The 24678-nt window shown below is 60.8% G+C and carries 24 protein-coding genes; 17 read left to right on the top strand and 7 right to left on the bottom strand.

What is annotated here, in order from left to right:
• From P1U55_RS09340 to P1U55_RS09270, 15 genes are all read left to right on the top strand, one after another.
• A partial coding sequence (locus tag P1U55_RS09340) for an acyl-CoA dehydrogenase family protein (RefSeq protein ID WP_301047305.1) occupies positions 1-262 on the top strand: 262 nt, incomplete at its 5' end.
• A 180-nt stretch (positions 263-442) separates the two neighbouring features.
• Positions 443-1693 carry an ABC transporter substrate-binding protein gene (locus P1U55_RS09335; RefSeq protein ID WP_301047304.1) on the top strand — a complete coding sequence of 417 codons (1251 nt, stop codon included), beginning with the start codon at positions 443-445 and terminating at the stop codon, positions 1691-1693.
• Positions 1694-2248: 555 nt separating this feature from the next.
• Complete coding sequence (locus tag P1U55_RS09330) at positions 2249-3451, top strand: alpha-hydroxy acid oxidase (protein ID WP_301047303.1); 1203 nt, start codon at positions 2249-2251, stop codon at positions 3449-3451.
• 4 nt (positions 3452-3455) lie between these two features.
• Positions 3456-4022 carry a MarR family transcriptional regulator gene (locus tag P1U55_RS09325; protein WP_301047302.1) on the top strand — a complete coding sequence of 189 codons (567 nt, stop codon included), beginning with the start codon at positions 3456-3458 and terminating at the stop codon, positions 4020-4022.
• On the top strand, positions 4019-4366 hold the full coding sequence (locus tag P1U55_RS09320) for a RidA family protein (protein ID WP_301047301.1): 348 nt from the start codon (positions 4019-4021) through the stop codon (positions 4364-4366). The genes P1U55_RS09325 and P1U55_RS09320 overlap by 4 nt, the downstream gene beginning before the upstream one ends.
• Before the next feature lie 162 nt (positions 4367-4528).
• Entirely contained in the window at positions 4529-5446 is a 918-nt protein-coding gene (locus P1U55_RS09315) for an ABC transporter substrate-binding protein (RefSeq protein ID WP_301047300.1), read from the top strand.
• Positions 5446-6372 carry a hypothetical protein gene (locus P1U55_RS09310; protein ID WP_301047299.1) on the top strand — a complete coding sequence of 309 codons (927 nt, stop codon included), beginning with the start codon at positions 5446-5448 and terminating at the stop codon, positions 6370-6372. The genes P1U55_RS09315 and P1U55_RS09310 overlap by 1 nt, the downstream gene beginning before the upstream one ends.
• Positions 6369-7139: an ATP-binding cassette domain-containing protein gene (locus P1U55_RS09305; protein ID WP_301047298.1), complete on the top strand. Its 771-nt coding sequence runs from the start codon at positions 6369-6371 to the stop codon at positions 7137-7139. The genes P1U55_RS09310 and P1U55_RS09305 overlap by 4 nt, the downstream gene beginning before the upstream one ends.
• A 422-nt stretch (positions 7140-7561) precedes the next feature.
• A complete protein-coding gene (locus P1U55_RS09300) occupies positions 7562-8839 on the top strand; it encodes a thiolase family protein (protein ID WP_301047297.1) in 1278 nt (425 codons plus the stop codon).
• A gap of 1 nt (position 8840) precedes the next feature.
• Positions 8841-9260 carry a zinc ribbon domain-containing protein gene (locus P1U55_RS09295; RefSeq protein WP_301047296.1) on the top strand — a complete coding sequence of 140 codons (420 nt, stop codon included), beginning with the start codon at positions 8841-8843 and terminating at the stop codon, positions 9258-9260.
• Positions 9261-9534: 274 nt separating this feature from the next.
• On the top strand, positions 9535-10863 hold the full coding sequence (locus P1U55_RS09290) for an acetamidase/formamidase family protein (protein WP_301047295.1): 1329 nt from the start codon (positions 9535-9537) through the stop codon (positions 10861-10863).
• Between the two features lie 128 nt (positions 10864-10991).
• Positions 10992-11975, top strand: a complete 984-nt coding sequence (locus P1U55_RS09285) for a thiamine pyrophosphate-dependent dehydrogenase E1 component subunit alpha (protein WP_301047294.1) — start codon at positions 10992-10994, stop codon at positions 11973-11975.
• A gap of 43 nt (positions 11976-12018) precedes the next feature.
• Positions 12019-13035, top strand: coding sequence for an alpha-ketoacid dehydrogenase subunit beta (locus P1U55_RS09280; protein WP_301047293.1), 1017 nt, complete (start codon positions 12019-12021; stop codon positions 13033-13035).
• A 28-nt stretch (positions 13036-13063) separates the two neighbouring features.
• Positions 13064-13300 (top strand): biotin/lipoyl-containing protein, encoded by a 237-nt coding sequence (locus tag P1U55_RS09275; RefSeq protein ID WP_301047292.1) that lies wholly within the window; start codon positions 13064-13066, stop codon positions 13298-13300.
• Positions 13297-13998 (top strand): hypothetical protein, encoded by a 702-nt coding sequence (locus tag P1U55_RS09270; RefSeq protein ID WP_301047291.1) that lies wholly within the window; start codon positions 13297-13299, stop codon positions 13996-13998. Before P1U55_RS09275 ends, P1U55_RS09270 begins: the two co-directional genes overlap by 4 nt.
• Positions 13999-14121: 123 nt before the next feature.
• On the opposite strand, the gene P1U55_RS09265 is transcribed toward P1U55_RS09270, so the two are convergent.
• From P1U55_RS09265 to P1U55_RS09250, 4 genes are read right to left on the bottom strand one after another with little or no spacing between them, the layout of a single operon-like run.
• Positions 14122-15033: a U32 family peptidase gene (locus tag P1U55_RS09265; protein WP_301047290.1), complete on the bottom strand. Its 912-nt coding sequence runs from the start codon at positions 15031-15033 to the stop codon at positions 14122-14124.
• Positions 15034-15038: 5 nt separating this feature from the next.
• Positions 15039-16037 (bottom strand): peptidase U32 family protein, encoded by a 999-nt coding sequence (locus P1U55_RS09260; RefSeq protein WP_301047289.1) that lies wholly within the window; start codon positions 16035-16037, stop codon positions 15039-15041.
• Between the two features lie 8 nt (positions 16038-16045).
• Complete coding sequence (locus tag P1U55_RS09255) at positions 16046-16537, bottom strand: SCP2 sterol-binding domain-containing protein (RefSeq protein ID WP_301047288.1); 492 nt, start codon at positions 16535-16537, stop codon at positions 16046-16048.
• Positions 16534-17022 carry a hemerythrin domain-containing protein gene (locus P1U55_RS09250; RefSeq protein WP_301047287.1) on the bottom strand — a complete coding sequence of 163 codons (489 nt, stop codon included), beginning with the start codon at positions 17020-17022 and terminating at the stop codon, positions 16534-16536. Before P1U55_RS09250 ends, P1U55_RS09255 begins: the two co-directional genes overlap by 4 nt.
• A gap of 586 nt (positions 17023-17608) precedes the next feature.
• Here P1U55_RS09250 and P1U55_RS09245 point away from each other — a divergent pair.
• On the top strand, positions 17609-18022 hold the full coding sequence (locus tag P1U55_RS09245) for an Rrf2 family transcriptional regulator (protein WP_301047307.1): 414 nt from the start codon (positions 17609-17611) through the stop codon (positions 18020-18022).
• Between the two features lie 196 nt (positions 18023-18218).
• Positions 18219-20600 (top strand): phosphoenolpyruvate synthase, encoded by a 2382-nt coding sequence (ppsA, locus tag P1U55_RS09240; RefSeq protein WP_301047286.1) that lies wholly within the window; start codon positions 18219-18221, stop codon positions 20598-20600.
• A gap of 198 nt (positions 20601-20798) precedes the next feature.
• On the opposite strand, the gene P1U55_RS09235 is transcribed toward ppsA, so the two are convergent.
• Genes P1U55_RS09235 through P1U55_RS09225 form a run of 3 tightly spaced genes read right to left on the bottom strand, consistent with a single transcriptional unit; the run spans position 20799 to position 24669 of the window.
• Positions 20799-22040, bottom strand: a complete 1242-nt coding sequence (locus P1U55_RS09235; protein WP_301047285.1) for an ABC transporter permease — start codon at positions 22038-22040, stop codon at positions 20799-20801.
• A complete protein-coding gene (locus P1U55_RS09230; protein ID WP_301047284.1) occupies positions 22037-23161 on the bottom strand; it encodes an ABC transporter permease in 1125 nt (374 codons plus the stop codon). The genes P1U55_RS09235 and P1U55_RS09230 overlap by 4 nt, the downstream gene beginning before the upstream one ends.
• A complete protein-coding gene (locus P1U55_RS09225; protein ID WP_301047283.1) occupies positions 23158-24669 on the bottom strand; it encodes an ABC transporter ATP-binding protein in 1512 nt (503 codons plus the stop codon). Before P1U55_RS09225 ends, P1U55_RS09230 begins: the two co-directional genes overlap by 4 nt.
• Positions 24670-24678: the final 9 nt, after the last annotated feature.

Genomic DNA, 24678 nt, shown 5'->3' with positions numbered 1-24678 from the left:
CCGTGGCCTGCCCCACACCTCCGAGGCGGCAATGTGCAAATGGTATCTGCCCAAGGTTTCTTGCGAGATCCTGCACCAGTGCCTGATCCTGCATGGGCACTACGGCTATACCACCGATCTGCCGCATCATCAGCGATACAATGATGTGCTTGGCCTGCAACTCGGCGATGGCACCGCACAGGTCCAGAAGCTGGTGATTGCCCGCGAAAAGGCCGGACGGATGGCGCTGCAATACGACAAGAAAGCCAAGGGAACGGCCTGATGCATTTGCCGCCCGCAGCGTCAACTCGTCAAACCCGCCAAGGGCGGCAGGTGACGATTGGCGCTGCGGTGCGGCATCACGCAGATCAACACGAAACCATGGCGAAGGGCACGCCCCTTCACAGCCAAGCGATGGGCGCTGGCGAAAGACCCAACACCTTCACAACCAAGGAAGAATGACATGAAACTTTTTTCCAACCTTACAGCGGTTGCTCTGGCCGCCATCGTGGCAACAGGGGCCAGCGAGGTCTCGGCGCAAGAGAAAGAACCGGTGAAATTCGGATTGTGCTTTGACCTCAGCAAATCCTACACATTCATCTCGCCCCAAGTGGCGCAGGCAGCGCAAGATCTGGCGAAATACACCAACCTGAATGGCGGCCTTGATGGTCATCCGGTCGAGATGATTGTGCGCGACCACGGCAATGAGCCGCAGCGTGGCGTGGAGTGCTATGAGCAACTCAAGCGCGACGGGGTTATCAACTTCTACATGCTGTCTACCCCGGTGAGTAATGCCGTTCTGCCGCGTGTGATGCGCGACGAGAACATCCTGATGCAGTCCTTCTCGGGCAGAGCCGACGCCGTGGATGGCGATGTATTCAAATGGATCTTCCCGGTTGGCCCAACCTACTGGCAACAGGCCGCAAACGATGTCGCTTTCATCAAGTCCCAGTTGGGCGACGACCTGAGCGATGCCACGATCGGTTTCATCTATTTTGACTTCCCCTTCGGGCAGGAACCGATCGAAATCCTCGAAACTCTTGCGGAGAAAGAGGGCTTCAAGCTTCAGCTCTATCCGGTGCCGCTTCCGGGCTCAGACCAGTCCGGGGCCTGGAGCAGGATCCGCCGCGACAAGCCTGATTACGTGATCTCGTGGATGCTTGGCGGGGCTCATGTTGTTGCCGCCAAGGAAATGGCGCGCAACAGGTTCCCGCTTGACAGGTATATCTCGGTCGACTGGATCAACGAAGTTGATATCTCCAACATCGGTGCCGAAACAGCCACCGGCATCCTGCGCGGGACCAACGTGGCCGGCGGCCAGGACCTCCCCCTCGTCAAGTCCATGCTTGATACGCTCTATGCAAACGGCGAAGGCAGCGGGCCGGAAAAACATGTGCGGGACGTGCACTACAACAAGGGGCTTGCGGTTTACTCCGTAGCGATCGAGGCCGCACGTATCGCGATCGAGAAAAATGGCTGGCCGCTCACCGCCGAGAGCATGAAGGCGGGCTATGAATCGATCGAAAACTACAATGCTGGCGGCGTCATGTCCCCCGTCACGGTGACCCCAAAGGATCACGGCGGAGGCGGGAAGACCCGTATCGAACAATGGGACGGTGAAACCTGGGTTCCGCTGACCGAGTGGAATGCCGACTATCTCGATGTCGTGTGGGAAGTGATCGAGGAAAGCTCGGGTAAGTTCTCACAGGAATGACGACCAGCTGCCTCTCTCCAGAAGTTTGAGAGAGGCGGCCCCCACATAATTTGCAGAGCGCATTCACGATATAGGGGGCTTTTGCATTGATCGGCCTGCTTGGCCAAGCTCTGCTCTTTGAGGCCAAGCAAGCCGCGAAAGCCCCCCATTCCTTGCCACGGGGCATCATACCCTGCCCCGTGCATTCTCCTGCCAAGGTGTCGTTGATCTTTTGGCAGAGCAGAACATCAAGCGCGCCCACCTCCATCTCAAGCACCCAAGCATCCGGGGTGAGATCGCGGTTTTCGCGCGTCTGTGCGGGGCCATTTTAGCGCCTCGACACACCACCCACGTCATCCAATCAACGCAAAAATCCCATTGGGGCGCATCCGAAACCAAGCGCCGCTTGCAACATCTTGCTGCACAGGAATCCCCCCTGCGCGGTTTCAGGCCGTTCAAAAAATGGGCGCCCGGAGAATAATTGCAGAATACTTGCATTTTACAATTGCCTTCGCTGCACCTGCATCCCTGGCTTGAAGAACAGGCACGATGTTCAAACGCGGGGAATGATGCGAAATGTTCAACGGACAGTCACACTTGGCCTCGGTCGCCGATTTTCGCCTGGCGGCCCAACGTGCGCTACCGCGCATGGTTTATGATTTCATCGACGGGGGCGGAGGGCAGGAAACCACCATTGCCAACAATCGCGCCGCGCTGGATGACAAGCGGCTGATCTGTTCCGGCCCCTATGATGTGGACAACCGCGACCAGCGGGTCACGCTATTCGGCAAAACCTACACCACACCGGTCATCATTGGCCCCACCGGGCTGGCCGGGCTGGCATGGCCCTGGGCCGAGGCACTGCTGTCGCGGGTCGCCGGTGACATTGGCATTCCCTATGTCATGAGCATGGCCTCGACCTGCAGCCAGGAAGAGGTGATCGCCGAAAACGGGCAAACCAACTGGGCACAGCTCTATCTCATGCGCGACCGCACGCTCAGTGACCGCGTTGTGGACAAGGCCGAGGCGCTGGGTTTCGAAGCGCTGGAGGTTACGGTCGACAATCCGGCCATTGGTGTCCGGCTGCGCGATGTGCGCAACGGGTTTTCGGTGCCGATGAAGTGGACGCCGCGCAAGATGTTCAGCTTGGCGGCGCATCCCGGCTGGTCGTTGCGCATGGCCCGCTCGGGGCCGCCCACGCTAAAGCTGCTGTCCGATATTCTGGGTGATCGGCGGACCGACACGCTGGCCGAGATGTTCCAGGATCAGATCGATTCCAGCATCACCTGGGACGACATCGCAAAACTGCGCGACCGCTGGAAAAAACCTTTGATCGTCAAGGGCCTGCTGGATGCGCGGCATGTGGCAAAGGCGCTGGAGCTGGGTGTTGACGGGGTGGTGATCAGCAATCATGGCGGGCGTCAGCTGGACGGCGCGGTGGCCACCATTGATGTGCTGCCCGATTTCGTGCGCGAAGCGCGGGGCAGGCTCACCATCCTCATCGACAGCGGCTTTCGCACCGGATCAGACGTGGCTCGGGCGCTTGCACTGGGGGCCGATGCGGTGCAGCTGGGCCGCGCCCCGCTTTACGCGCTGGCGGCGGGCGGCGAACCGGCCCTGCGCCATTGCCTCAACTGCATCCGCGAGGAGCTGGACATGGCACAGGGCATGATGGGTGCCGCCCATATCGGCGATTTCCGGTCTGACATGGTGTTTGGTTACCCCCCCTCCCCGGCCACCCCCGGAAAGCCTTCCGACGTAGCGCGCATTGCAAGATAGGGTCGTGACCAAAACACGGCCCCCAAGGAAAGACCCTATGAGTTCAGACAATTCCCTTCCCGATTTCACTGTTATCGGTGCCTGGCTTCCCTATCGGCTGCACGATGCTGCCGCGCGGTTAGGCACCATTCTATTTGGCTATTACTCGCGCAAGCACGGCCTGAGCAAACCCGCGTGGAAGACGATTGCCGCGCTGGCTGCCAAGCCCGACCTCAGCGGCGGCGATATCGCTCGCTTCTCGGGGATCGACCTTTGTGCGATCAGCCGGGCGATTACCCAGTTGCAACAGCGCGGTCTTATCGACCGCCGCGCGTCAACACACGACAAGCGGTTCATTTCCGTCAGCCTGACGCAGGCGGGCGAGGAGATGTTTCAGGACATTCTTGATGTGGCGCTGCGGATCGAGGCCGACATGTTCGGCAGCCTGTCGCAAGCTGAGGTCGAAAGCCTGGATCAAATCGTGACGCATCTGGAAAAGACCGGTGCCCAGGTCGAAGCGCGCGGCTGGCAAGCCTATGCCGATGGATCTGACACCCCCCAAAACCCACAATCAATGGAGCTGACCACGTGATTGACCTTGCATCCATCCCGCTTTCCCCCGCCCGCCGGGCGGGCGATCTGCTGTTTCTGGCCGGACAGGTCGCGCTGGACGGTGGCGCGATCACCTCGCCCGATATCGAGGGGCAGACCCGGCAGGTCATGGCCAACATTCAGGCCGTTCTGAGCGATCACGGCCTCGACCTTTCAAACGTGGTCAACGCCACCGTCTGGCTGGCCGACGATGAAGATTTTGGCGCCTTCAACAGAACCTATGCCGAGTATTTTCTTGATGCGCCGCCGGCCCGGACGACCGTGATCAGCAAGCTGCTGCTGGGCGCAAAGATTGAGATCGCCGTGGTAGCGCATTTCGGCTGACGCACCGGCGAACGACGACAGGGAGGAAGGTTAGTTGGGTCGCGCCCCCGGTGGCGCGCGGCCTTCGATGTGAACTTATCCAACCGATGGGGACCAAAAATGCTGTCAAAGAACACCAGAAAATTCTGTTTCCGCAGGCTTCGAGGCGCAGTTGCCGGCCTTGTGGCAGGTGGCGCGCTTGCCTTTCCGGGCACCGCGATGGCGCAGGAAATCGCGCTTTACAAAATCGTTGACCTCTCGCTGATCACCGAGGCGCTGGACGGGTTCAAGGCCGCGGTCCTTGCCGCCAAGCCCGACGCGACCTTCAAGGAATATGACGCGCAGGGGCAGGCCAACCTCTTTCCCACCATCGCCCGCCAGATCGTGCGCGACGCCCCCGATCTGGTCGCGGTGATCGGCACGCCGGTTGTGCTGGCCACGGTGCAGCAGGTGCAGCACGCAGGATCTGACCTGCCGGTGATTTTCATCGCAATGGGCGATCCGGTGGGTGCCGGCATTGCCGAAAGCCTCGATGCGCCAGGAGGCACGGCCACCGGCACCACCGACTGGGTGCCCCCGGAAGCGACGCTGGCAACTCTGCGCGCCGCATTGCCCGAGCTTGAGAAGATCGGAACGATCTGGGACCCGGCGAACCAGAACGGCAAGGTGTTCCATGATGAGCTGGCTGGCGCGGTAGAAAGCGCTGGGCTGGATCTGGTCGATGTTTCGATCGGGTCGCCCGGCGAGGTGTTCATGGCGTCACAATCGCTTTCGGGCCGCGCCGATGTGATCGTGATCGGCCCCGATTCAGCGATCATTCAGGGCCTGCCCGCCGTTGGCTCTGCCGCGTTGAAAAGCAAGACGCCGCTGATCATCACCGCGGGTGACCTCGAAACGCCCGGCGTGCTGATGAGCCTTGGCGTGAAATATAGCGAACTTGGCAGCCTCGCGGGCGATATGGCGGTCGCGGTTCTGGACGGCACCGCGCCGGGCACGATCCCGATCATTGGCCCCAAAGGCGTGACGGTCAGCATAAACGGTGAGACCAAAACGGCGCTCGGCCTTGAAATCACAGATGATTTCAGCGGGGTGAACCAGTAATGGTTGGTCTCGATATCCTTCTGGCGGCCCCGCCGCTGATCGTCATGGCCTTCGGCCTGTTCCTGATGTTCCGCATCTGCGGCGAGCTTGACCTGTCGGTCGATGCGACCTTTACCAGCGGCGCGGCCATTGTGGCGCTGATCACCCATGCGGGCCTCTCGCCGTGGCTGGGGCTGCTCGGCTCGATGGCGATGGGCAGCTTGATCAGCCTCGTGGTTTTCCTGATCCACCGGATCGGGATGACCCAGTACCTGCTGGCCAGCCTGATCGTTTTTACCGGCATGTACAGCGTCAACCTGCATATCCTGGGCGGCGCAACGGTTGGGCTGATCGGCCTGCCAACAATCTTTGATGTCTTGCCCGGACAGGGCGATCTGCCCCGTATCGGGCTGTTGCTGGCGGTGGTGGCGGGGGTGGCGCTGCTGTTGTGGTCCTTCCTCAACACGCGGTTCGGGCTGACGGTTCGGGCTGCGGGGCGTAACCCGCTGATGGCGCGCGCCAACCGCATCGACACCCGCGTGACGCTGCTGGTGGGGGCGCTGATCTCGGGCGCGCTGTTCGCTTTGGGCGGCGCGTTGCAGGTGCAGATTCAAGGCTATGCCGATATCACCATGGGCATCGGCGCGGTGATCATCTGCGTTGCCGCCGTCTTTCTGGGAGAGCTGTTCTTTCCTGATAGCGGCCGCGTCGCACCGGGGCTTGCCTCGGTCATTCTGGGCGGGTTCCTTTATGCCACGATCCTGACGCTTGCCCTGCGCTCGGGTTTGCCGCCGGTTGATCTGCGGCTGGCAACAGCGGGCATTCTGGTGGTTGCGGTGATCCTGTCGCGGCGCGATCTCAAGGCCCGGCTGCGCAAATCTGCCAGCAGCGCCGTCGACTCGGTGATGACCGCGCTGCAGAACCGGCGGCAGGAGAAGAAATCATGATCGAGCTGAAAGACATCACCGTGTCGTTTGCCAGCGTCGGCCAGGCGCGGCCTTTCGTGGCGCTGGACCGGCTGAACCTGACAATCGACGATGGCGAATACGTTACGCTGGTTGGCACCAACGGCGCGGGCAAAAGCACCATGCTGAACGTGCTGGCGGGCACCGTGCCGCTGGCCGAGGGCCGCATCCTTGTGGATGGGCGCGATGTGACCGACACCCCCGATTTTCGGCGCGCCGAATGGCTGGCCCGCGTGTTCCCCGACCCGCGCGTTGGCACCTGCGACCAGTTGACCGTTGAGGAAAACATGGCGGTCGCGGTGGGCAAGCTGGGGCGGCGCGGCTTGCAACCAGCGAACAATGCCGCCCAGCGCAAGCTGTTCGCCGAACGGCTGGCCGAGCTGAACCTCGGGCTCGAAAGCCGGCTGCAAACGCCGGTGCATCTGCTTTCCAGCGGTCAGCGCCAATCAATCACGGTGGTGATGGCCTCGTTGACGCAAACGCGGCTGTTGCTGCTGGACGAACACGTTGCCAACCTTGATCCGCGCACCCAGAAAACGGTGATGGATCTGAGCGACCGGATGATCCGGTCGATGGGCCTTGCCGCCGTCATGGTGACCCATGACGTGCGCCACGCGCTGGAATACGGCGACCGCCTGATCGCGCTGAAGGATGGCCGCGTTATCCTGGATGTGAGCGGCGCTGAAAAGCAGCGGCTGACCCCCGCCGACGTGGATGCGGTTTATGAAGACCTGAAGATACCGGCCTGATAGCGGCGGCGGCGCAAACAAGAACCTCGCGTCGCCGCAACTGTCGCGGCGGGCCTGCCGCAGATGGTTTTCAGAGCATAAACTCTGGATATCCCGTGCGCCTTGCGGTTCGCTCAGCGACATTTTCAGCCCTGCCGCGATGATCTCGCCGTCGCCTTGGCTGAAATGGCCGCCCCCCTTTGGCCCGCGCTCAAGCCAGCCGCCAACGCGATCACCCAGATCGGCAAACCCAAGCTCACAGATGAGACAAAGGTTCCAGCGCCGTCTTTCGGCCCCAGCGACTTTTCGTCCATCGGTATATGCAAATGCAAAACCCGCCGTTTAGAAATTGACATAAGTCATAATTGGCACCGGATTTCTGCTAAAATGGGGGTGCGTCTATTTGGAAGGGAATAGCCGCCAATCTTTGGTAGGAGATTCACATGCGAAACCAATTGAATGAACGCGTGGCGATTTCGGGGGTCGGCTGTACGCATTTCGGCGACCTTATGGAAACGCCCGCAATCAAGGACATGAGCCTTCAGGAGTTAACCGCTGCCGCGGTGAAAGAGGCATTGGACGATGCTGGATTGTCGGGGCAGGATGTTGATGCGGTATTTGCTGGCAATGCCATGGTCCACAGTTCGCAATTGCCGGCCACCTATTCGCAAATGTCCAAATGGACAGGCACCCAGTTCAAGGCCGGTGTGCATTTCGAGGCGCAATGCTCGACAACCAATGTTGGCCTGGCGATGGCGGCGACGGCCATTGCGGCCGGTGTCTATGATACCGTGCTGGTGTTCGGCGTTGAATCCACGCGCAGCAAGGTCAAGGACTACAGCCCCTATGAGCGCGAGCCGATTTCGCATCAGCAAAGCTGGCTGTGGACGGATATGGCGGTGAACCAGGCATATGGCGTGCCGCAGGGATACGATATTTTCTCCAGCTACAATGGCCTTGTCGCCCTTGGGTATTGCCGCAAACACGGCATTTCGATCGAAGATTTTGATCGTGGCATGTTTGAGCTGTGCCGCACGCGGCGGCTGCACGGGTCGATGAACCCCAAGGCCAACATTCAGGAAACCATGGAGGATGCGGCAAAGCGCAAGGGCCTGTCGGACGCCTTTGAATACTGGCAATCCGAGAATAACCCGTTCGTGGCCTGGCCGTCGCGGTTGCTGAGTCTGGTGACCACGGCAGACGGGGCTTCGGCCATGGTGCTGACCCGCGCCGATACCGCCAAGAGCGGGCGGTCACAACCGGTCGAGGTGAAGGGGTTTGGTATCTCTGCCTCCGATCTGCCTTGGTATGGCGAAGACCCGACCATTTGGAAAAACGACGAGCGGGCGGTCGAGGATGCCATGGACATGTCCGGGATCAAGGCGGGGGATATCGGATATCTGCACACCCACGATTGTTCGCATATCTCGAGTTTGTGTACCGCAGAGCTGATTGGGTATCTGGAGCCGGGCAAGGCGCTGGACGCGGCGCGCGAGGGCCGGTTGCGCTTTGATGGTGACAGGCCGATGTCCACCCATGGCGGGCGTCATGCGTTCGGCCATGCCTGGGCGGCGAGTGCGGGCAGCGACACCTACGAGGCGGTGCTGCAGATGCGCGGCAAGGCTGGCAAGCGTCAGATGCCCAAGCCACCTGAGGTTTCCGTCATTCACACCCACGGCTATGCCATGATCGGCACCGTGATCGTTCTGGGAGGGATGTAAAATGCAAGCTACGTCCGGAAAACCAAACAAGATCCGCTGGTATTATGAAGGTCTGTCAAAGGGCGTGTTTCGCGCGTCGAAATGCAGTGATTGCGGGAAATTCACATTTCCGCCGACCGGCTGTTGCGAACATTGCGGCAGTTGGAATGTGGAAGACGCCGAATTGAGCGGCAAGGGAACATTGCTGTTCGCAACCCATTCCGGATCGGACGCTTCCCATCCGCGCTTCGAAAAGGCCGCACCATTTGTTTACGGTCATATCCGGCTGGAGGAAGGGCCGATTGCACAGGCGATCATCCAGGGTGCCGAACCGACACCGGAAGATTTGAAGGCGCTTTACGAGAAGGGGCCGGTTCCGGTGCAGGCCGTGACGCTCCAAATGGACGATCTGCCGGTCATCGCCTTCAAGCTGCAAGATTGACCGCAAAACCGGTTTGAGCGGGCTGGCAGGCAGGCTGCTCGGGGCGCGCATTTTGAGCGGGCTGGTTCATGTAGCCAGCCCGCTTGACGTTCCGCCATTTCGGGCCAAGATGAGGGCTTGGCGGACCCGGTCTGTGGCGCATGGTTGCATCCAAAAGGTGCTTCATCGGCCCGCAGGCTTGCTGAAGCTGCTTTACGAGTGCCTCGCTGATCAATTTCATAAAACAACCACCGGCCGGTCCCTGGCTGGTGCCATTCCTTGATAGGAGAGCCTGATGGCAAATGATCAAACCACATCCGAAACCGGCGCGGCGCAGCGCAGCCTGATCGTGCAGGAATACACGAACGGCATTCTGGACCCGTCAAAGCCGATGCTTGGCCCGGTTGAAGACGGCGGCACGATCATCGCCAATACCGCTCCGGGATGCTGGGGGCCAATGATCACCCCGCGCCTGCGCGGCGGCCATGAGGTGACGAAACCCATTTACGTGAACGGCGCAGAGCCGGGGGATGCGCTGGCAATCCGGATTCGCGACATTACCGTAACCGCCATTGCCACCGCGTCGGGGCACGACTCTTCGCCAGAGGGGTTTTGCCTTGGTGACCCCTACGTTGCGGCCCGCTGCCCGCAGTGTGATGCGCTCTGGCCTGAAACCCATGTTGAAGGGATCGGGCCAGACGCGGTGCGCTGCGACAACTGCGGAAATCCCGTCAAGCCGTTCGAGGTTGTTCACGGCTATACCGTGGTTTTTGATGAAACCCGCAGCGTAGGCGTCACCATGCCAAAGGACGCGGCTGAAAAGATTGCGCATAATGCCGAACATTATGCGGCACTGCCCGATCATTCGGCTCAGCATCCAATCCTCGTTTACGCCCCGTCTGACATGCCGGCGGTGATGGTTCGGATGCGGCCGTTTCTGGGGCAACTGGGCACAACCCCGTCGATGCCCTTGCCGGATTCTCACAATGCGGGTGATTTTGGCTCGGCCCTTATCGGGGCCCCGCACCAATATGCGGTAACCGCCGAGCAGTTGGATGAGCATCGCACCGATGGCCATATGGACATTGACGCGGTCCGCGACGGTTCGATCCTTCTTGCGCCGGTGAAGGTGCCGGGGGCGGGCCTCTACATCGGTGACATGCACGCCGGACAGGGCGATGGAGAGATCGCCGGGCACACGATGGACGTGGCCGGAAGCGTCACGCTTCAAGTGGAGGTGGTCAAAGGCCGCCCGCTTGCCGGTCCGGTGCTGTTTCCCCGGCTCGATGATCTGCCGCCAATGGCCCGGCCGTTCAGCGCCGATGAAAAGGCAAAGGCCATGGCATTGGCGCGGGAATGGAAAATGGAAGAGTTGGAGGAATCGGCACCGATTTCAGTTATCGGCACCGGCCCGACGCTCAACCAGGCGATCGAGAACGGGCTGGCCCGCGCCGCTGACCTGCTTGGCATGACCGTCCCGGAGGTGCGCAACCGCGCCACCATCAACGGCGCGATCGAAATCGGGCGCGCGCCCGGCGTAATTCAGGTGACGTTCCTTGCGCCCCTGTCTGCCCTCGATGTCGCCGGAATCGGCAAGTTCGCGCGCGAGCAATACTCTTTATAAAAGAACGGCTTGCAACGGGCGGCATGACTGGCCGCCCGTTGATCTGCGTCAATGCGGAACGTGAGATACGGCCTAGGGTTAATGGGTTCGTGTGCCCCTACGCGAATCGAACAAGAGGCAAGACTCACATGCAACCGACGAAAGAACAGTTACTGTGGATGTACGAAAACATGGTGGTCAGCCGTCGCTTTGAAGAGGCGGTCGAGAAGGCTTATCTCGAAGGCAAGGCACCTGCGTTCAACATGGCGAATGGCCCGATCCCTGGCGAAATGCACCTGTCAAATGGGCAAGAGCCGGTCGCGGTGGGCGTTTGTGCGCATCTGGACGCCAATGATATCGTGACCGCAACCCACCGCCCCCACCATCAGGCGATCGCCAAGGGCGTGGATCTGAAAAAGATGGCCGCCGAGATTTTTGGCAAGTCGACCGGCCTCTCTGGCGGGCGGGGCGGGCACATGCACCTGATTGACCCGGCAGTGAATTTTTCATGCTCGGGCATCATCGGTGAAAGCTGCGGCCCTGCTTGCGGCGCGGCCCTTTCCCGCAAGATGCAGAACAAACCGGGAGTCGCGGTTGCGTTCCTGGGCGAAGGTGCGGCGAACCAGGGGGCTTTTCACGAAGCGCTCAACCTTGCCGGAGCCTGGGACCTTCCGGTCGTTTTCGTGATCGAGGACAATTCCTGGGGGATTTCGGTTCCCAAGTCCGAGGCCACGGCGGTGGCCCGCAATGACGTGCGCGCAGCGGGCTATGACATGCCGGGGCATTACATTCCCGGCAACGACCCTTATGCGATCTTCGACATCGCAGGTGAGGCCATTGCGCGGGCGCGGGACGGCAAGGGGCCAACGCTGATCGAGGTGGAAACCTATCGGCTGGCCGGGCACTTCATGGGGGATGCCGAACAGTATCGCCCCGAGGGCGAGAAGGACGCATTGTTCGCCAAGGACCCAATTCCAAAGATGCGCGAACGCCTGCTTGCCGATGGCCACGCAGCCAAAGACCTCGACGAGTTGGAGACGCGCGCCGAGGCCCGCGTGACCGAGGCGATCACCTTTGCCCGCGACAGCGCCTATGCGCCGGACACCGATGCACTGACCGCCGTTTTTGTCTGAGTTTCAGACCACCACCGACCTGTGGCATGAAAGGATTTGACCCATGCTTGACCAACCGACCAACGAACGCCGCCTGACCATTGCGCGCGCGATGGCCGAGGCGATGCAGCAGGAGATGCAGCGCGACCCGAGCGTTTTTGTGATGGGCGAGGATATCGCCGGTTTTGGCGGTATCTTCGGCAATACCCGCGGCCTGTTTGAGGAATTTGGCAAGGAGCGGGTGCGCGATACGCCGATCTCCGAAACCGGGTTCATCAGTGCGGCTGTCGGTGCCGCCATGGACGGGATGCGGCCTGTCGTGGAACTGATGTTCGTCGATTTCTTCGGCGTCTGCTTTGACGCGATCTATAATCAGATGGCGAAGAACACCTATTTCGCGGGCGCAAACGCATCAGTGCCGATGGTTCTGATGACCTCCACAGGCGGCGGCTATTCGGATGCGGGCCAGCATTCGCAATGCCTCTACGGCACCTTCGCCCATTTGCCGGGGATGAAGGTTGTGTCGCCCTCGAACGCCTATGATGCCAAGGGGCTGATGACCGCCGCGATCCGCGACGATAATCCGGTGGTCTACATGTACCACAAGGGGTTGCAGGGCATGGGCTGGCTGGGCACCGAAGCCGGTGCAACCGTGAACACGCCCGAAGAAGAATACACCGTCGAGATCGGCAAGGCCAAGGTGGTGCGCAAGGGCACCGATGTAACGCTGGTTGGCCTTGCCATGGGGGTTCATAACGCGCTGAAAGCCGCCGACAAACTGGCGGAAGATGGTATCAGCGCCGAGGTTGTTGATCTGGTTTCCCTGGTCCCGCTGGATCGCGAGACAGTCATCAATTCGGTCGCCAAGACTGGCCGTTTGATCGTGGTTGATGAGGATTATCACAGCTATGGCGTATCGGGCGAGATCATCGCCAGTGTGACAGAGCATGACATCTCGAAGCTGAAGGCATCCCCGGCGCGGGTGACCTTTCCGGATGTGCCAATTCCCTATGCGAGGAACATGGAACAGTTCTGCTTGCCCAACCCGGACAAGATCATCGACGCCTATCGCAAGATGTAACTTGTGAGGCATCAAAAGGAGTGAACGCATGGCGACAGAAGTGAAGGTGCCACAGGATCTTTGGCAGGATGACGGCATGGAAGCCGTTATCACCAACTGGCTGGCAAGTGACGGCGCGACCGTGCGCAAAGGCGCGCTCATCGCCGAAATCATGGTTGAGAAATCGCAGTTCGAGATCACGGCACCCGCCGACGGAAAGCTGACGATCACAAAGCAGGTTGATGACATCGTGCGCAAAGGAGACGTGATCGGGCAGATCACTTGATCACCAAAGCAGCGGCCAGCCCTGTGCTGGACCTGGCACTTGCCGATGCACTGGCATGGGAGGCAGGGCGCCTCGCCGACATTGCCGCCGGACGCTGCGCCTCCAGCGCCCTGCTATGGTCTTGCGAACCGGCGCTGGTTGCGCCTTCAAATCTGGGCAGGCTTCCCGGTTTCGCCCGCGCATCCGCGCAGGCCACCAGCGACGGCTGGCCGGTTCATTTGCGAAGCACTGGCGGTGATCTGGTGCCGCAGGGGCCGGGCATCGTTAACCTTTCGCTGATGTGGTCAGCCCCGCAGGAGACAGCGCCCTCAATCGAAGAGGCCTTTCGCCGCCTTACCGCGCCGATCTGCGGCGCGCTGTCGTCGATTGGGCTCACATCCAGCCTCGCCCCGGTGCCGGATGCGTTTTGTGACGGCCGGTTCAACGTGGCGGTGGCAGGCCGCAAGTTTGCCGGAACCGCGCAACGATGGCGCCCGACCGGAGGGGGCTATGCGATCCATGCCCATGCCATGATGCTGATGCGCACACCGGATGACGCCGCGATCCGGGCGCTGAACCGCTTTTACCGCGACTGCGGGATCAACCGGACGATCCGCGCCAGCGCGCATATCGGGCTGCAAGACGTGGTTCAGAGGAACGGCACAAGCGTTTCACAACATCATTTTCTCAGTGCGCTGGCAGACCGGGTGCAGGCGTAAACGGCGCGCGGCCCGATATCCAAGAGCAGCGCGATCAGCGCCATGCTACCCGGCCACATCCATCACACAAAACCTGCCGCGTTAATCAACGCGACAGTCCCAGCAGGGCGGCCTTTTGCGCGATCACCCCGGCGTGGCCATGGCAATGCGTTTATAGCCAGCCTGCCCCTTGTAAAACCCGTTGCTGAAGGGGGTATCACCGCAACAGTCACGCAGGGCTGCGTCAGCTTGTTCGGCATCCATTGCCTCGTCCAGCACCTTGCGAAAAAGGCTTGTGACAGCGACCATATCAACCGCCTGCGGCATCAGCCGGAGGTGTGTCACACCATTGGCAACCAGCTGCGCCACCTCGGGCAACAGATCAACATAGCTTTCCGATTGGGTCTGAATGCCATTCACGCGCAAAATCGGGCGGTTATCCGTTGTGCAAAGTGGCATACCGTCGGCGTCGCCCTCGCAAACAAACTGGCAGTTGTCCTTTGTGCGGCCATGCGCCCGCGCGTGATAGCAGCGCGCCGAAACCGCCAGACAGGCCCGCCCGAAGACCTGCACCTCAACCCCAAGCCCAAGGTCGCGCGCCGCAGTGGCCGCCACCGCAACGGCCTCGGCGGGCAGTTCGCCGGGCAGGCAGATATGGCTGGCACCTTGTCGCGCCATCCATGCAATCGTCGCCTCGTTATAGGCGTTCATGAAAGGCCCGATGCGATGCGCTCGTCTGCCCCGGTCATAAAGGCCAGCGGCGTTGTTGATCTCTATCTCAGGTCCATCCAGTGCCGCGAGATCAGCCGTCGCCTTGCGCTCGCGCTTCAGCATCACTTCAGCAAGCGACGACAGGATCACCGTTTTGCCAGCACGCTCCAGCCGCTCGATCGTGGCAGGCAGGTCCCGCTCATGGAACGGGGCGCGTTTTGAGCAGATGACCTCGCCAAGATAAACCTCATCCACGGGCGCCTCATCGGCGATGCGCGCATAAAAATCGCGCCGCTCCTCGGCAGACCAGTGATAGGCGATCGGGCCAAGTGTTAGTTTTGTCATCTCTGTCACCGCCATTTCTTGGTTTCAAATGCGCCCTGGGTCTGCTTTTGCCCTTCGGTCAGCGCCACAAGGTCTGCAATATCCGCCTCGCGCCCGGCACGGATATCGTCCACCGCGCGGCGAAACGCCGAAACCACACCCCGCACATAGGATTTTGAGCGCTGCCGCCCCTCGATCTTGAAGGCATGGACCCCCGCATCAATCAGCTCCGGCAACAGCCGTGCAAGATTAAGGCTGACAGGTTCTTCGAACGCGTAATACGCCTCTGAGCGGTGCGGCACCGTGTAGCGCCCCTTGCAGATCGTGGGATAGCCCGCCTTTTCCTCCGGGCGAAAACAATCAATGGTAAACCCCGCCAGTTGCGACGACATCGTTCCATCGGCATCGCGCTTGTATTCAACATCAGAGGCGGGTGAGCACACGCCATCCATGTTGGTCGATTGCCCGGTCAAATAGTTGGTCAGGCTACAGCGGCCTTCCACCATCAGGCCGTGATTGCCAAAGATGAAGGTCTCGATTTCGCACGGGATTTCCTTGCGGACCTGCCTGATCTCGGGGATCGTCAGGATGCGTGGCAGAACCACACGTTTCACACCGAAACTCTCGCAATAATACCGGATCGCTTCCGGGCTTGAAGCGGCAGCCTGCACCGACAGATGCAAACGCACCTCCGGATGTTTCTGCGCGATGTATTCGGCCACGCCCATGTCAGCAACGATGAACGCATCAACGCCCAGCCTGGCCCCGGTGTCAGCGGCGTGCTGCCACAAATCAACCTGGCCCGCAGGCGGATAGGTGTTCAGCGCCAAAAGCACCTTGGCGCCTTTCGAATGGGCATAAACCACCGCCTCGGCCAACTCTTCGGGGGTGAAATTCAAACCCGGAAAGTTTCGTGCGTTTGTGGCGTCCTGAAACCCGCAATAAACGGCGTCGGCACCTGCATCAACGGCAGTGCGCAGGGCAGCAGGCGTGCCTGCGGGGCAAATCAATTCAGCGGAACTCATGAGGGAGGTCATCCTTTCTCATTATTGGTGTAGCTGCGCCGCAATCGCGCCAGGATCGCGCGACCGGGCACGCCGAACATATCGGCGGTTTCCTCGGCGATAGAGCCGTCCACGTCGTCGAGCGCATTGCGCAATCGCACAACCGCTTCCGTGTCACCCGATACTTCCAGATCGCGCGAAAAGAAGGCGGCGTCACCGTCCTCCTCTGCGTCCACCAGCTCCAGCAGCAGCATGAACTTGCCGCGGATCAATGCGCCGGGTTGGGGGGCCGCATCGCGCGGAACGGCGCGAAACAACAGGGCGTTCGGATCGGGGCGCAGATGCAGGGCAAATGGAAGCTCCACCGGGTCAATCAGGTAATCGGTTGATTGGTGCGGCCCTAACCTTGCAAACAGCGATGGGTGCCGTTCTGCGACCCGCCGAACCACGTTGGACAAAAGCGGCTGGACAACAGTGCAGGCCACCCGAGACATGACAGCCGGCGCCACATGCGCGTTCATGCGTCCACCTCGAAACGAGGGAACAGCACGGTGTTCTCAAGGAACATATGCTCATCCATATCGTCCACGAGCTTGCTCAACCCGGCATAGAGCCTGGTCCAGGAAGCGCAGGCATTTGCGGGCAGCCGAAACCCATGTGTGATCGCGGCGATCTTGTTCAGAATCGCCTCTTGTTCATCGTGGTCATGCCGTAACGCGGCGGTTGGCCTGCCAGATTGCTTGCAACTTTCAGCACCGCCCGTTGCGAAAACAGCCCCCTCTTCTTTGCGCATGTGCTCTTCGAGATCTACAACCAAAGCCTTGAGCGCAAGTGCCAGCCCGTGCGGCGCATTTGGATCATTCACATGCACCGCCTCAACCTTTTCGGCCAATGCAACAAGTTCGGGCAGCTCCCGGCGATGCGTCTCATGGTAACGCGCCAGAATGTGCTCAATCAGCGCGGGCGTTGGCGCATCGGTGCCAGGAAATTCTAGCGTTTTGATCATCTGGTTCTACTCCTCTGGTTCAGCGTTTTGCGGGTGTTGGAATGGTTGCCGTGCCTTGGGCGAAACCATCAAAGGCCGCGCGATGCACGGCAGAAACAGCAGGGAAAACAGGGGCTTCGCATCCATCATGCAGGGCGCCGAGCGCCTGCCCAAATCCTGAGGATTGCGAGCACGCTGGCCATCGGGCACACCCCGGAGCGCACCATTGCAATGCGCCATCGCGTCACTTTGGCAGAAATCGCGCAAAACCGCCGGTAGCCTTACCCCAATCGCGCTTGGCCGCGTCACGCTATTGGCCCGCAGTCGATCCGTCACGCCTTGCTCTGTCGGGGGGAAGCTCGCAAGGGGTGTCATCTGGCGCTACCTCAACTTTTACGTTGGTCGAGGACGAGGCGCAGCTTGGGCGGAATTGGGCAGGCAATCCCTGCCCCGCCGTCGCTCAACGACGGAGAGCAGCTGTCATGGGGGGCATTTTTCATAACGGGCACTTCCAGATACCATTGGCCTGATAGCGGCGAATTGGTATTTGAGGTATCGATTACACCTACCGATTAGGCGATGCAATTACCAAAGCGGGACTATGACAATGCGCCTCACCTCCTTCACCGATTTTGGCCTGCGTGTGCTTATGCGTATGGCGGGCGAGCCGGATCGGCCCTTTACTACCTCAGAAATGGCAGAAGAATTTCGTGTCTCGCGCAATCATCTGGCCAAGGTCGTCTCAGCGCTGTCTGCCGGTGGCTACCTTGAAACCCGCCGCGGCGGTGGCGGCGGTTCGATTTTGGCGCAAAAGCCCGAAAAGATCCGTCTTGGTGATATCGTGTCGCTGCTGGAGAGGGGGCAGGCGCTGGTTGAGTGTTTTCTGCCCAACGGCAACGCCTGCACTCTGACGCCGCGTTGCCAGCTAAAGGCAAAGCTGGCCCAGGCGGAAGCCAGCTTTATCGCCGATCTCAACCGCAGCACGCTGGCGGACTGTATCTATCAGCCAATGAAGTTCTAGGCGCATTGTCTGGTTGCGGGCGATGCCTTGGCGGGGGCGTTCAACCTGTGGAGCGATCATATTGGAGAAATAGCCGCGTGATGGCGGTGCCGATGCTGCTTACGCTGCCTCTCACCCCCTTCGGCTGATCTTTATCAATGCCGGATCGCAGTTTTCGGCCATGCTGATGCTGACCTCAGCAAGGAACGGGCCAGACATGACCGAAGATACACAGCACGTCATTGATTTCGCAGATGTCAGACGCGAGGACGTTGGCCTGGTTGGCGGCAAGAATGCCTCACTGGGTGAGATGATCGGCGCGTTGAAACCGCAGGGCATTTCTGTGCCGCCGGGCTTTGCCACCACCTCTGACGCCTTTCGCGCCTATCTTGCCGCCAACGGCTTGAACGAGAGGATTGCGCATGAGCTGGAGTCGCTGGCGGCGGGCACCTCGTCCCTTCAGGAAGCTGGCGACCGCATCCGAAAGCTGGTTTTGGGCGGCGCCTGGCCCGAAAACATCGCCGAAGCCATTAAAAGCGCCTATCGCACCCTTTGCGAGGCCGCCGGGGAGCGCGACGCGCCTGTTGCCGTGAGGTCCAGCGCCACGGCGGAAGACCTGCCCGATGCAAGCTTCGCCGGTCAGCAGGAAACCTTCCTCAATGTTATCGGCGAGGCCGCGCTGCTGAAGGCCTGCAAGCGCTGCTATGCCTCGCTTTATACTGATCGGGCGATCTCCTATCGAAATATTCAGGGCTTTGCGCATGATCAGGTGGCGCTGTCGGTTGGCGTTCAGCAAATGGTGCGCGCCGATACCGGCGGCTCGGGTGTGATGTTTTCCATCGACACGGAATCGGGGTTTCCAGATGCGGTGCTGATCAATGCTGCCTGGGGGCTGGGCGAAAACGTGGTTCAGGGGGCCGTCGACCCTGACGAGTATCAAGTGTTCAAACCCTTCCTCGACAATCCCGATCTTTCGCCAATTCTGGAAAAGCGGCGCGGTGCCAAGGAAATCAAGATGATCCACGACCGTGATGGCACCCCGCGCAATGTGCCAACATCAAAAGAGGAGCGTCAGCGGTTTGTGCTGGGCGATGACGAAATCCTGTCGCTCGCCCGTCAGGCCAAGGTGATAGAGGCGCATTACGGCCAGCCGATGGATATGGAATGGGCCCGCGATGGTGTGACCGGCAAGCTCTATATCGTGCAGGCCCGCCCCGAAACCGTGCAATCACGCGCCGACATGGGCACGTTGAAATCCTACGCGGTCAAAGATCCGGGGCCGGAAATTTTGCGCGGCCTCAGCGTTGGCAGCGCCGCTGTCGCAGGCCGCGTGTCGATCATCGAAAGCGCGGCTGATATCGCGCGTTTTGTTGAGGGTTCGGTTCTGGTCACAAGCACGACCGACCCTGATTGGGTGCCGATCATGAAGCGCGCCGCCGCTATCGTGACCGACCATGGCGGGCGCACCTCCCACGCCGCTATCGTCAGCCGGGAACTTGGCCTGCCCGCGATTGTTGGCTGCGGCAACGCCACCCATGTGCTGCACGATGAGCAAGACGTGACCGTGTCTTGCGCGGAGGGTGAGGAAGGCGTTGTTACCGCAGGCATTTCAAAGATCGACGTGACCGAAGAGGCGCTCGATACCCTGCCCGACACCAAAACCAAGGTCATGCTGAACCTCGCCAACCCAAGCGCCGCCCTGCGCTGGTGGCGACTGCCTGTTGAGGGTGTGGGACTTGCGCGGATGGAGTTTGTCATCAACGGCGCGGTGCGCATCCATCCCATGGCGCTGGCCCATATCGAACGGGTCACTGACGCCGACGCACGCGCTGAAATCAAGCACCTCACAGCAGGCTACGAAAGTTTGCCGGAATACTTCGTTGATCGCCTGTCGCGCGGTCTCTCGCGGATTGCGGCGTTTTGCTATCCCAAACCCGTCATCGTGCGGATGAGCGATTTCAAAACCAACGAATACGCCGAACTTCTGGGCGGGCGCGATTTTGAGCCGCATGAAGAGAACCCCATGCTCGGATTTCGCGGGGCCTCGCGCTATTACTCCAACGCATATCGGGATGGTTTTGCGCTTGAATGTCAGGCCATCGCGCGGCTGCGCGACAAGATGGGTTTTGACAATGTGGTTGTGATGATCCCGTTCTGCCGCACCCCCGAAGAGGCCGACAAGGTGCTGGCGGTCATGGCCGAACACGGGTTGACGCGCGGCGAGAATGGGCTGGAAGTTTATGTGATGTGCGAAATCCCCGCGAATGTGCTTCGCGCCGCTGAATTCGCAAAACGCTTCGATGGCTTTTCCATCGGATCAAACGACCTCACGCAGCTAACGCTGGGCGTGGACCGCGATTCTGATACGCTGGCTTCGCTGTTCCGAGAAGACGACCCGGCGGTTCTGCGCATGATCGAAATGGTGATCAAAGAGGCGCATAAGGCGGGAACCAAGGTGGGGTTCTGCGGGCAGGCCCCCAGCAACAACCCCGCCTATGCACGGCATTTGGTCGAGTTCGGGATCGACACGATTTCGGTCACACCAGACAGTTTCGTGCAGGTCTTGCGGAATGTGGAACGCGCGGAAACTGGCAAATAAAACGGGCTATGAAGCCCATTCATCCAAGGTAATCGGCCCAAAACCCCTTCACCCTCTCTCGATGATGCGGGCGTTATCGCCCTGAGCACGTCATCCTTTGCCTCCCCCGGCTTTCGGATTGTGCGGGCAACAGCCACGCCGCTGCCGGGGGTGCGAGGTGGTTGAGCTTGCGAGGTTTCCGCACCCCCAACGCCTCGCCTATTCCTTGACGTAGGGCTTGCCATCCGCCGCCGGGGCCCGCGCCCGCCCGACAACACCGGCAACCACGACAATCGTCGCAATATAAGGGGCCATGGCAAGAAACTCTGATGGGATCGGCGTGCCCAGAAGCGCCAGCTTTTGCTGCAAGCTGTCGGCAAATCCAAAGACCAGCGCCGCCAGAAGCGCGCCAACAGGATGCCACCGCCCAAAGATCATCGCTGCCAAGCCAATAAAGCCGCGCCCGCCGGTCATCCCCTCGTCAAACCGCCCGACAGACCCAAGCGTGAACCAGGCCCCCCCGAAACCGGCGACCATACCCGCCACCGTCACGTTCACGTAGCGGGTGCGATAAACGTCGATCCCAAGCGTATCAGCGGCGCGCGGATGTTCTCCGACGGCGCGGGCGCGCAGGCCATGCCGGGTGTGAAACAGATAGTAGGTAGCGAGGCCCGCAAGGATGAACGCCCCATAAACAAAGATGTTCTGGCTGAACAACACCGGGCCAAGAACCGGCAGATCGCTCAAAATCGGGATCTCCACCGCGCGAAACACGGGCGCGTTGTTAAGCGCGCGGTATTCCTGAAAGACCTGGCTGGAGATGTAGCTGGTTAGCCCCAACACGAAGAGGTTGATGAACACGCCAGCAATGATCTGATCCATTCGGTAGGTCACAACAAGGGCGGCCAGCACAAAGCCAAACACCCCGCCCACCGCAACCGCCGCGGCAAGCCCTGCAACCCCGCCCGCCAGCGACCCAACCAGCGCGCCGGTAAACGCTCCTGCCAGCAGCATCCCCTCGATGCCGATATTCACCACCGCGACCCGCTCTGACAAAACGCCCGCCAGCCCCCCAAGGGCGATCGGCACCGCGCGCACCAGGCTTGCCTGCAACATGCCGGTGAACGAAAATGATTTGCCCGCCGTCGCCCAAACAAGAAACGCGGCCACCGCGATGATAAGACCAATGCCCAGAAGCCGCGCGCTCCATTTCGCCCCGCCACGCAGGAACAGGCGCACCCCGAAGAAAGCCAAAAAGGCCGAGGCAACATAAATAAACGCCCCACCGGGAACCACCAGGTTTGGAACAGGCCACACATCGGTTGGCCGCGACAGGCGGAAGGTGGCCACCCCGCTAGCATCGGGGGCGAGGAAAACGGCGATCAAGGCACCAAGGGCGAGCAGGATGATGCCGGTGATACGGGTCTGGCGTTGGCGCGCCTTGTCAAGAAGAACGGTCATGACCGGCCCTTTCCTGTGCCCGCCTTGCGAAACCCCCAGGGGAAGATCGCCTTCACCAGAAGCGGCGCGGCGATGAAGACGATGATCAGCGACTGGATGATACCGATCAGGTCAATGCTCACGCCCGCATCCACCTGCATCTGCCGCCCGCCTGCTTCCAGCGCCCCGAAAAGGATACCGGCAAACAGCACCCCAACTGGGTGTGACCGCCCCAAAAGCGCCACCGCAATCGCGTCAAACCCGATCTCGGCAGAAAAGCCCGGCGTCGCGCGGCCCAGAACGCCAAGCGTCTGGTTGGCCCCTGCCAGCCCCGCCAGCGCGCCCGCAACGGCCATGGCCATCACAATGGTCAGCCCGGCGTTCATACCGGCAAATCGCGCGGCAATGGCATTTTCACCGCTGGCGCGAAACTCGAACCCGAGCTTGCTGCGAAACAAAAGCCAATAGGCGGCCGCGACCATCACCAGCGTCAGGAAAAGGCCGGCATGCAGGCGCAGATTGGCATCGAGAAAGGTCAAAAGTTTGGGCAGTTCGGCCACATCCGGCACGGATTTCGAGATCGGATCGGCGCGCCCTTCTTTCTGGATCAGGGGCGTGCGCAACAGATAGTCGAGCAAGCGAAAGGAAATCAGGTTCAGCATGATGGTCGAAATCACCTCATGCGCGCCCGTCGCCGCACGCAGCCAGCCCGCGATACCCGCATAAAACGCCCCCGTCACAGCCCCCGCCAAAAGCGCGCCGGGAAGGGCGATGAAAGCCGGAAAATCGGCCAGCGCAACACCGGCAACCACAGCGGCCAGCCCACCCATAACGATCTGGCCCTCGGCCCCGATGTTGAAAAGCCCGGCCCGAAAGCCAAGCGCCAGCCCCAAACCCGCGAGCACCAGCGGCAAGGCGGCGGTCAGCGTTTCCGAGACCGCGTCGATTGATCCCACGGAGCCTTTCAACAAGGCGGCGTAGGATTGCGCAATTGTTCCGGGCGCAACCCCCGTGGCGGCCATGACCAGCGCCCCCAGGAACAGCGCCGCAACCAGCGCAAAAAGCGGGACGATGACCAGATCCTCAAGCTGTGTTCGGCCAAACACCCGGCCCTGTGTGGCATCCTTCATCGCATCGCTCATGTCGCGGCCCCCGCCATTGCCAGCCCGATCGTCCCCTTGTCGACCGGCGCTTCGTGCGGTGCGTATTCAGCCACGATGCGGCCCTTGAACATCACCAGAATGCGGTCGGACAGTGCCATGATCTCATCAAGCTCCGACGACACGATCAGCACGCCATCGCCTTCGTCGCGCGCGGCCATAAGGCGCTCATGGATGAAGGCGATGGAGCCCACATCAAGCCCCCGCGTCGGTTGCCCGGCAATGACAAGCCGCGTATCGCGTGACAGTTCGCGCGCCACGACCAGCTTTTGCTGGTTGCCCCCCGAAAGATGCGCCGCCGCCGCATGAACAGACGGGGTGCGCACGTCATATTGCTCGGCCACTGCGGCGGCCTCTTCCTCTACGCGGCCCCAGTTGATACCCGCCCCTTTCGCAAACGGCGGGCCGTAATAGCTGTCCAGCACCATGTTCTCGGCAACGGTAAAGTTGCCGATCAGCCCGGCGCGCTGGCGGTCTTCGGGGATATGCGCAATCCCCATCCGGTGGCGCTCACGCGCGGAGGCATCCGTGATATCGGTGCCGTCAAACGTTACCTTTCCGGCGACCGGGCGGCGCAGCCCGGCGAGCGCCTCGATCAACGCCGATTGCCCGTTCCCCTGCACCCCGGCAATGCCCACAACCTCGCCACTGTGCACCTGAAGGGACAGATCATCGACAGCCACGGCACCATCATCGCGCACGAGTGTAAGCCCCTGAATATCAAGGATAACTTCTTTGGGCGCGAATGGCGCGCGGGCAACGTCAAAGTCCACCGGATGGCCCACCATCATCTCGGCCAGTTCCGGGCGGGTCAGTTTTTTGGGGTCGCCACTGCCAACAATCTCACCGCGACGGATCACCGCGATCCGGTCAGATATCTCCAGGATTTCATTCAGCTTGTGCGTGATGAAAACAATCGCCTTGCCAGCATCGCAGAGCGAGCGAACAATCTGGATAAACTCATCAACCTCTTGCGGAGTCAGAACCGCCGTCGGTTCATCCAGGATCAGAACGTCGGCTTCGCGAAACAGGACCTTGATGATTTCGACACGTTGTTGAACGCCAACCGGCAGCGTTTCGATTGTCGCATCTGGATCAACCGTAAGGCCGTATTCTGTGCTTAACTTTTTCACCTCGGCCCGCGCCGCCTTCAGATCAAGATGATCAAAGCGGCCTACGGGTTCGATGCCGAGGATCACGTTTTCGGCCACGGTAAAGACCGGAACCAGCATGAAATGCTGATGCACCATCCCGATGCCTGCGCGGATCGCATCGCCGGGGCCTTTGAACGCCACAGGGCGACCGTCAATCAGGATCTCGCCTTCTGTCGGCTCGTAAAGACCGCAGAGCACGTTCATCAGCGTCGATTTGCCCGCACCGTTCTCACCCAGAAGGCCCAGCACTTCGCCCGGCTCAATGGTCAGGTTGACGTCTTTGTTGGCAACGACCGGACCAAACCGTTTGGTGATATTTCTTAACTCGACCTGCATATCACCAAG

This window comes from Vannielia sp. (assembly GCF_029212645.1).
GTDB lineage: Bacteria > Pseudomonadota > Alphaproteobacteria > Rhodobacterales > Rhodobacteraceae > Vannielia.
This window is presented reverse-complemented; position numbering and strand designations above follow the sequence as displayed.

Coding starts and splice junctions, on each gene's coding strand:
- P1U55_RS09305 (WP_301047298.1), top strand. CDS start 6,369: ATGATCGAGCTGAAAGACATCACCGTGTCGTTTGCCAGCGTCGGCCAG.
- P1U55_RS09250 (WP_301047287.1), bottom strand. CDS start 17,022: ATGATCAAAACGCTAGAATTTCCTGGCACCGATGCGCCAACGCCCGCG.
- P1U55_RS09335 (WP_301047304.1), top strand. CDS start 443: ATGAAACTTTTTTCCAACCTTACAGCGGTTGCTCTGGCCGCCATCGTG.
- P1U55_RS09235 (WP_301047285.1), bottom strand. CDS start 22,040: ATGACCGTTCTTCTTGACAAGGCGCGCCAACGCCAGACCCGTATCACC.
- P1U55_RS09310 (WP_301047299.1), top strand. CDS start 5,446: ATGGTTGGTCTCGATATCCTTCTGGCGGCCCCGCCGCTGATCGTCATG.
- P1U55_RS09290 (WP_301047295.1), top strand. CDS start 9,535: ATGGCAAATGATCAAACCACATCCGAAACCGGCGCGGCGCAGCGCAGC.
- P1U55_RS09255 (WP_301047288.1), bottom strand. CDS start 16,537: ATGAACGCGCATGTGGCGCCGGCTGTCATGTCTCGGGTGGCCTGCACT.
- P1U55_RS09265 (WP_301047290.1), bottom strand. CDS start 15,033: ATGACAAAACTAACACTTGGCCCGATCGCCTATCACTGGTCTGCCGAG.
- P1U55_RS09285 (WP_301047294.1), top strand. CDS start 10,992: ATGCAACCGACGAAAGAACAGTTACTGTGGATGTACGAAAACATGGTG.
- P1U55_RS09230 (WP_301047284.1), bottom strand. CDS start 23,161: ATGAGCGATGCGATGAAGGATGCCACACAGGGCCGGGTGTTTGGCCGA.
- P1U55_RS09330 (WP_301047303.1), top strand. CDS start 2,249: ATGTTCAACGGACAGTCACACTTGGCCTCGGTCGCCGATTTTCGCCTG.
- P1U55_RS09245 (WP_301047307.1), top strand. CDS start 17,609: ATGCGCCTCACCTCCTTCACCGATTTTGGCCTGCGTGTGCTTATGCGT.
- P1U55_RS09260 (WP_301047289.1), bottom strand. CDS start 16,037: ATGAGTTCCGCTGAATTGATTTGCCCCGCAGGCACGCCTGCTGCCCTG.
- P1U55_RS09225 (WP_301047283.1), bottom strand. CDS start 24,669: ATGCAGGTCGAGTTAAGAAATATCACCAAACGGTTTGGTCCGGTCGTT.
- ppsA (WP_301047286.1), top strand. CDS start 18,219: ATGACCGAAGATACACAGCACGTCATTGATTTCGCAGATGTCAGACGC.
- P1U55_RS09295 (WP_301047296.1), top strand. CDS start 8,841: ATGCAAGCTACGTCCGGAAAACCAAACAAGATCCGCTGGTATTATGAA.
- P1U55_RS09280 (WP_301047293.1), top strand. CDS start 12,019: ATGCTTGACCAACCGACCAACGAACGCCGCCTGACCATTGCGCGCGCG.
- P1U55_RS09275 (WP_301047292.1), top strand. CDS start 13,064: ATGGCGACAGAAGTGAAGGTGCCACAGGATCTTTGGCAGGATGACGGC.
- P1U55_RS09300 (WP_301047297.1), top strand. CDS start 7,562: ATGCGAAACCAATTGAATGAACGCGTGGCGATTTCGGGGGTCGGCTGT.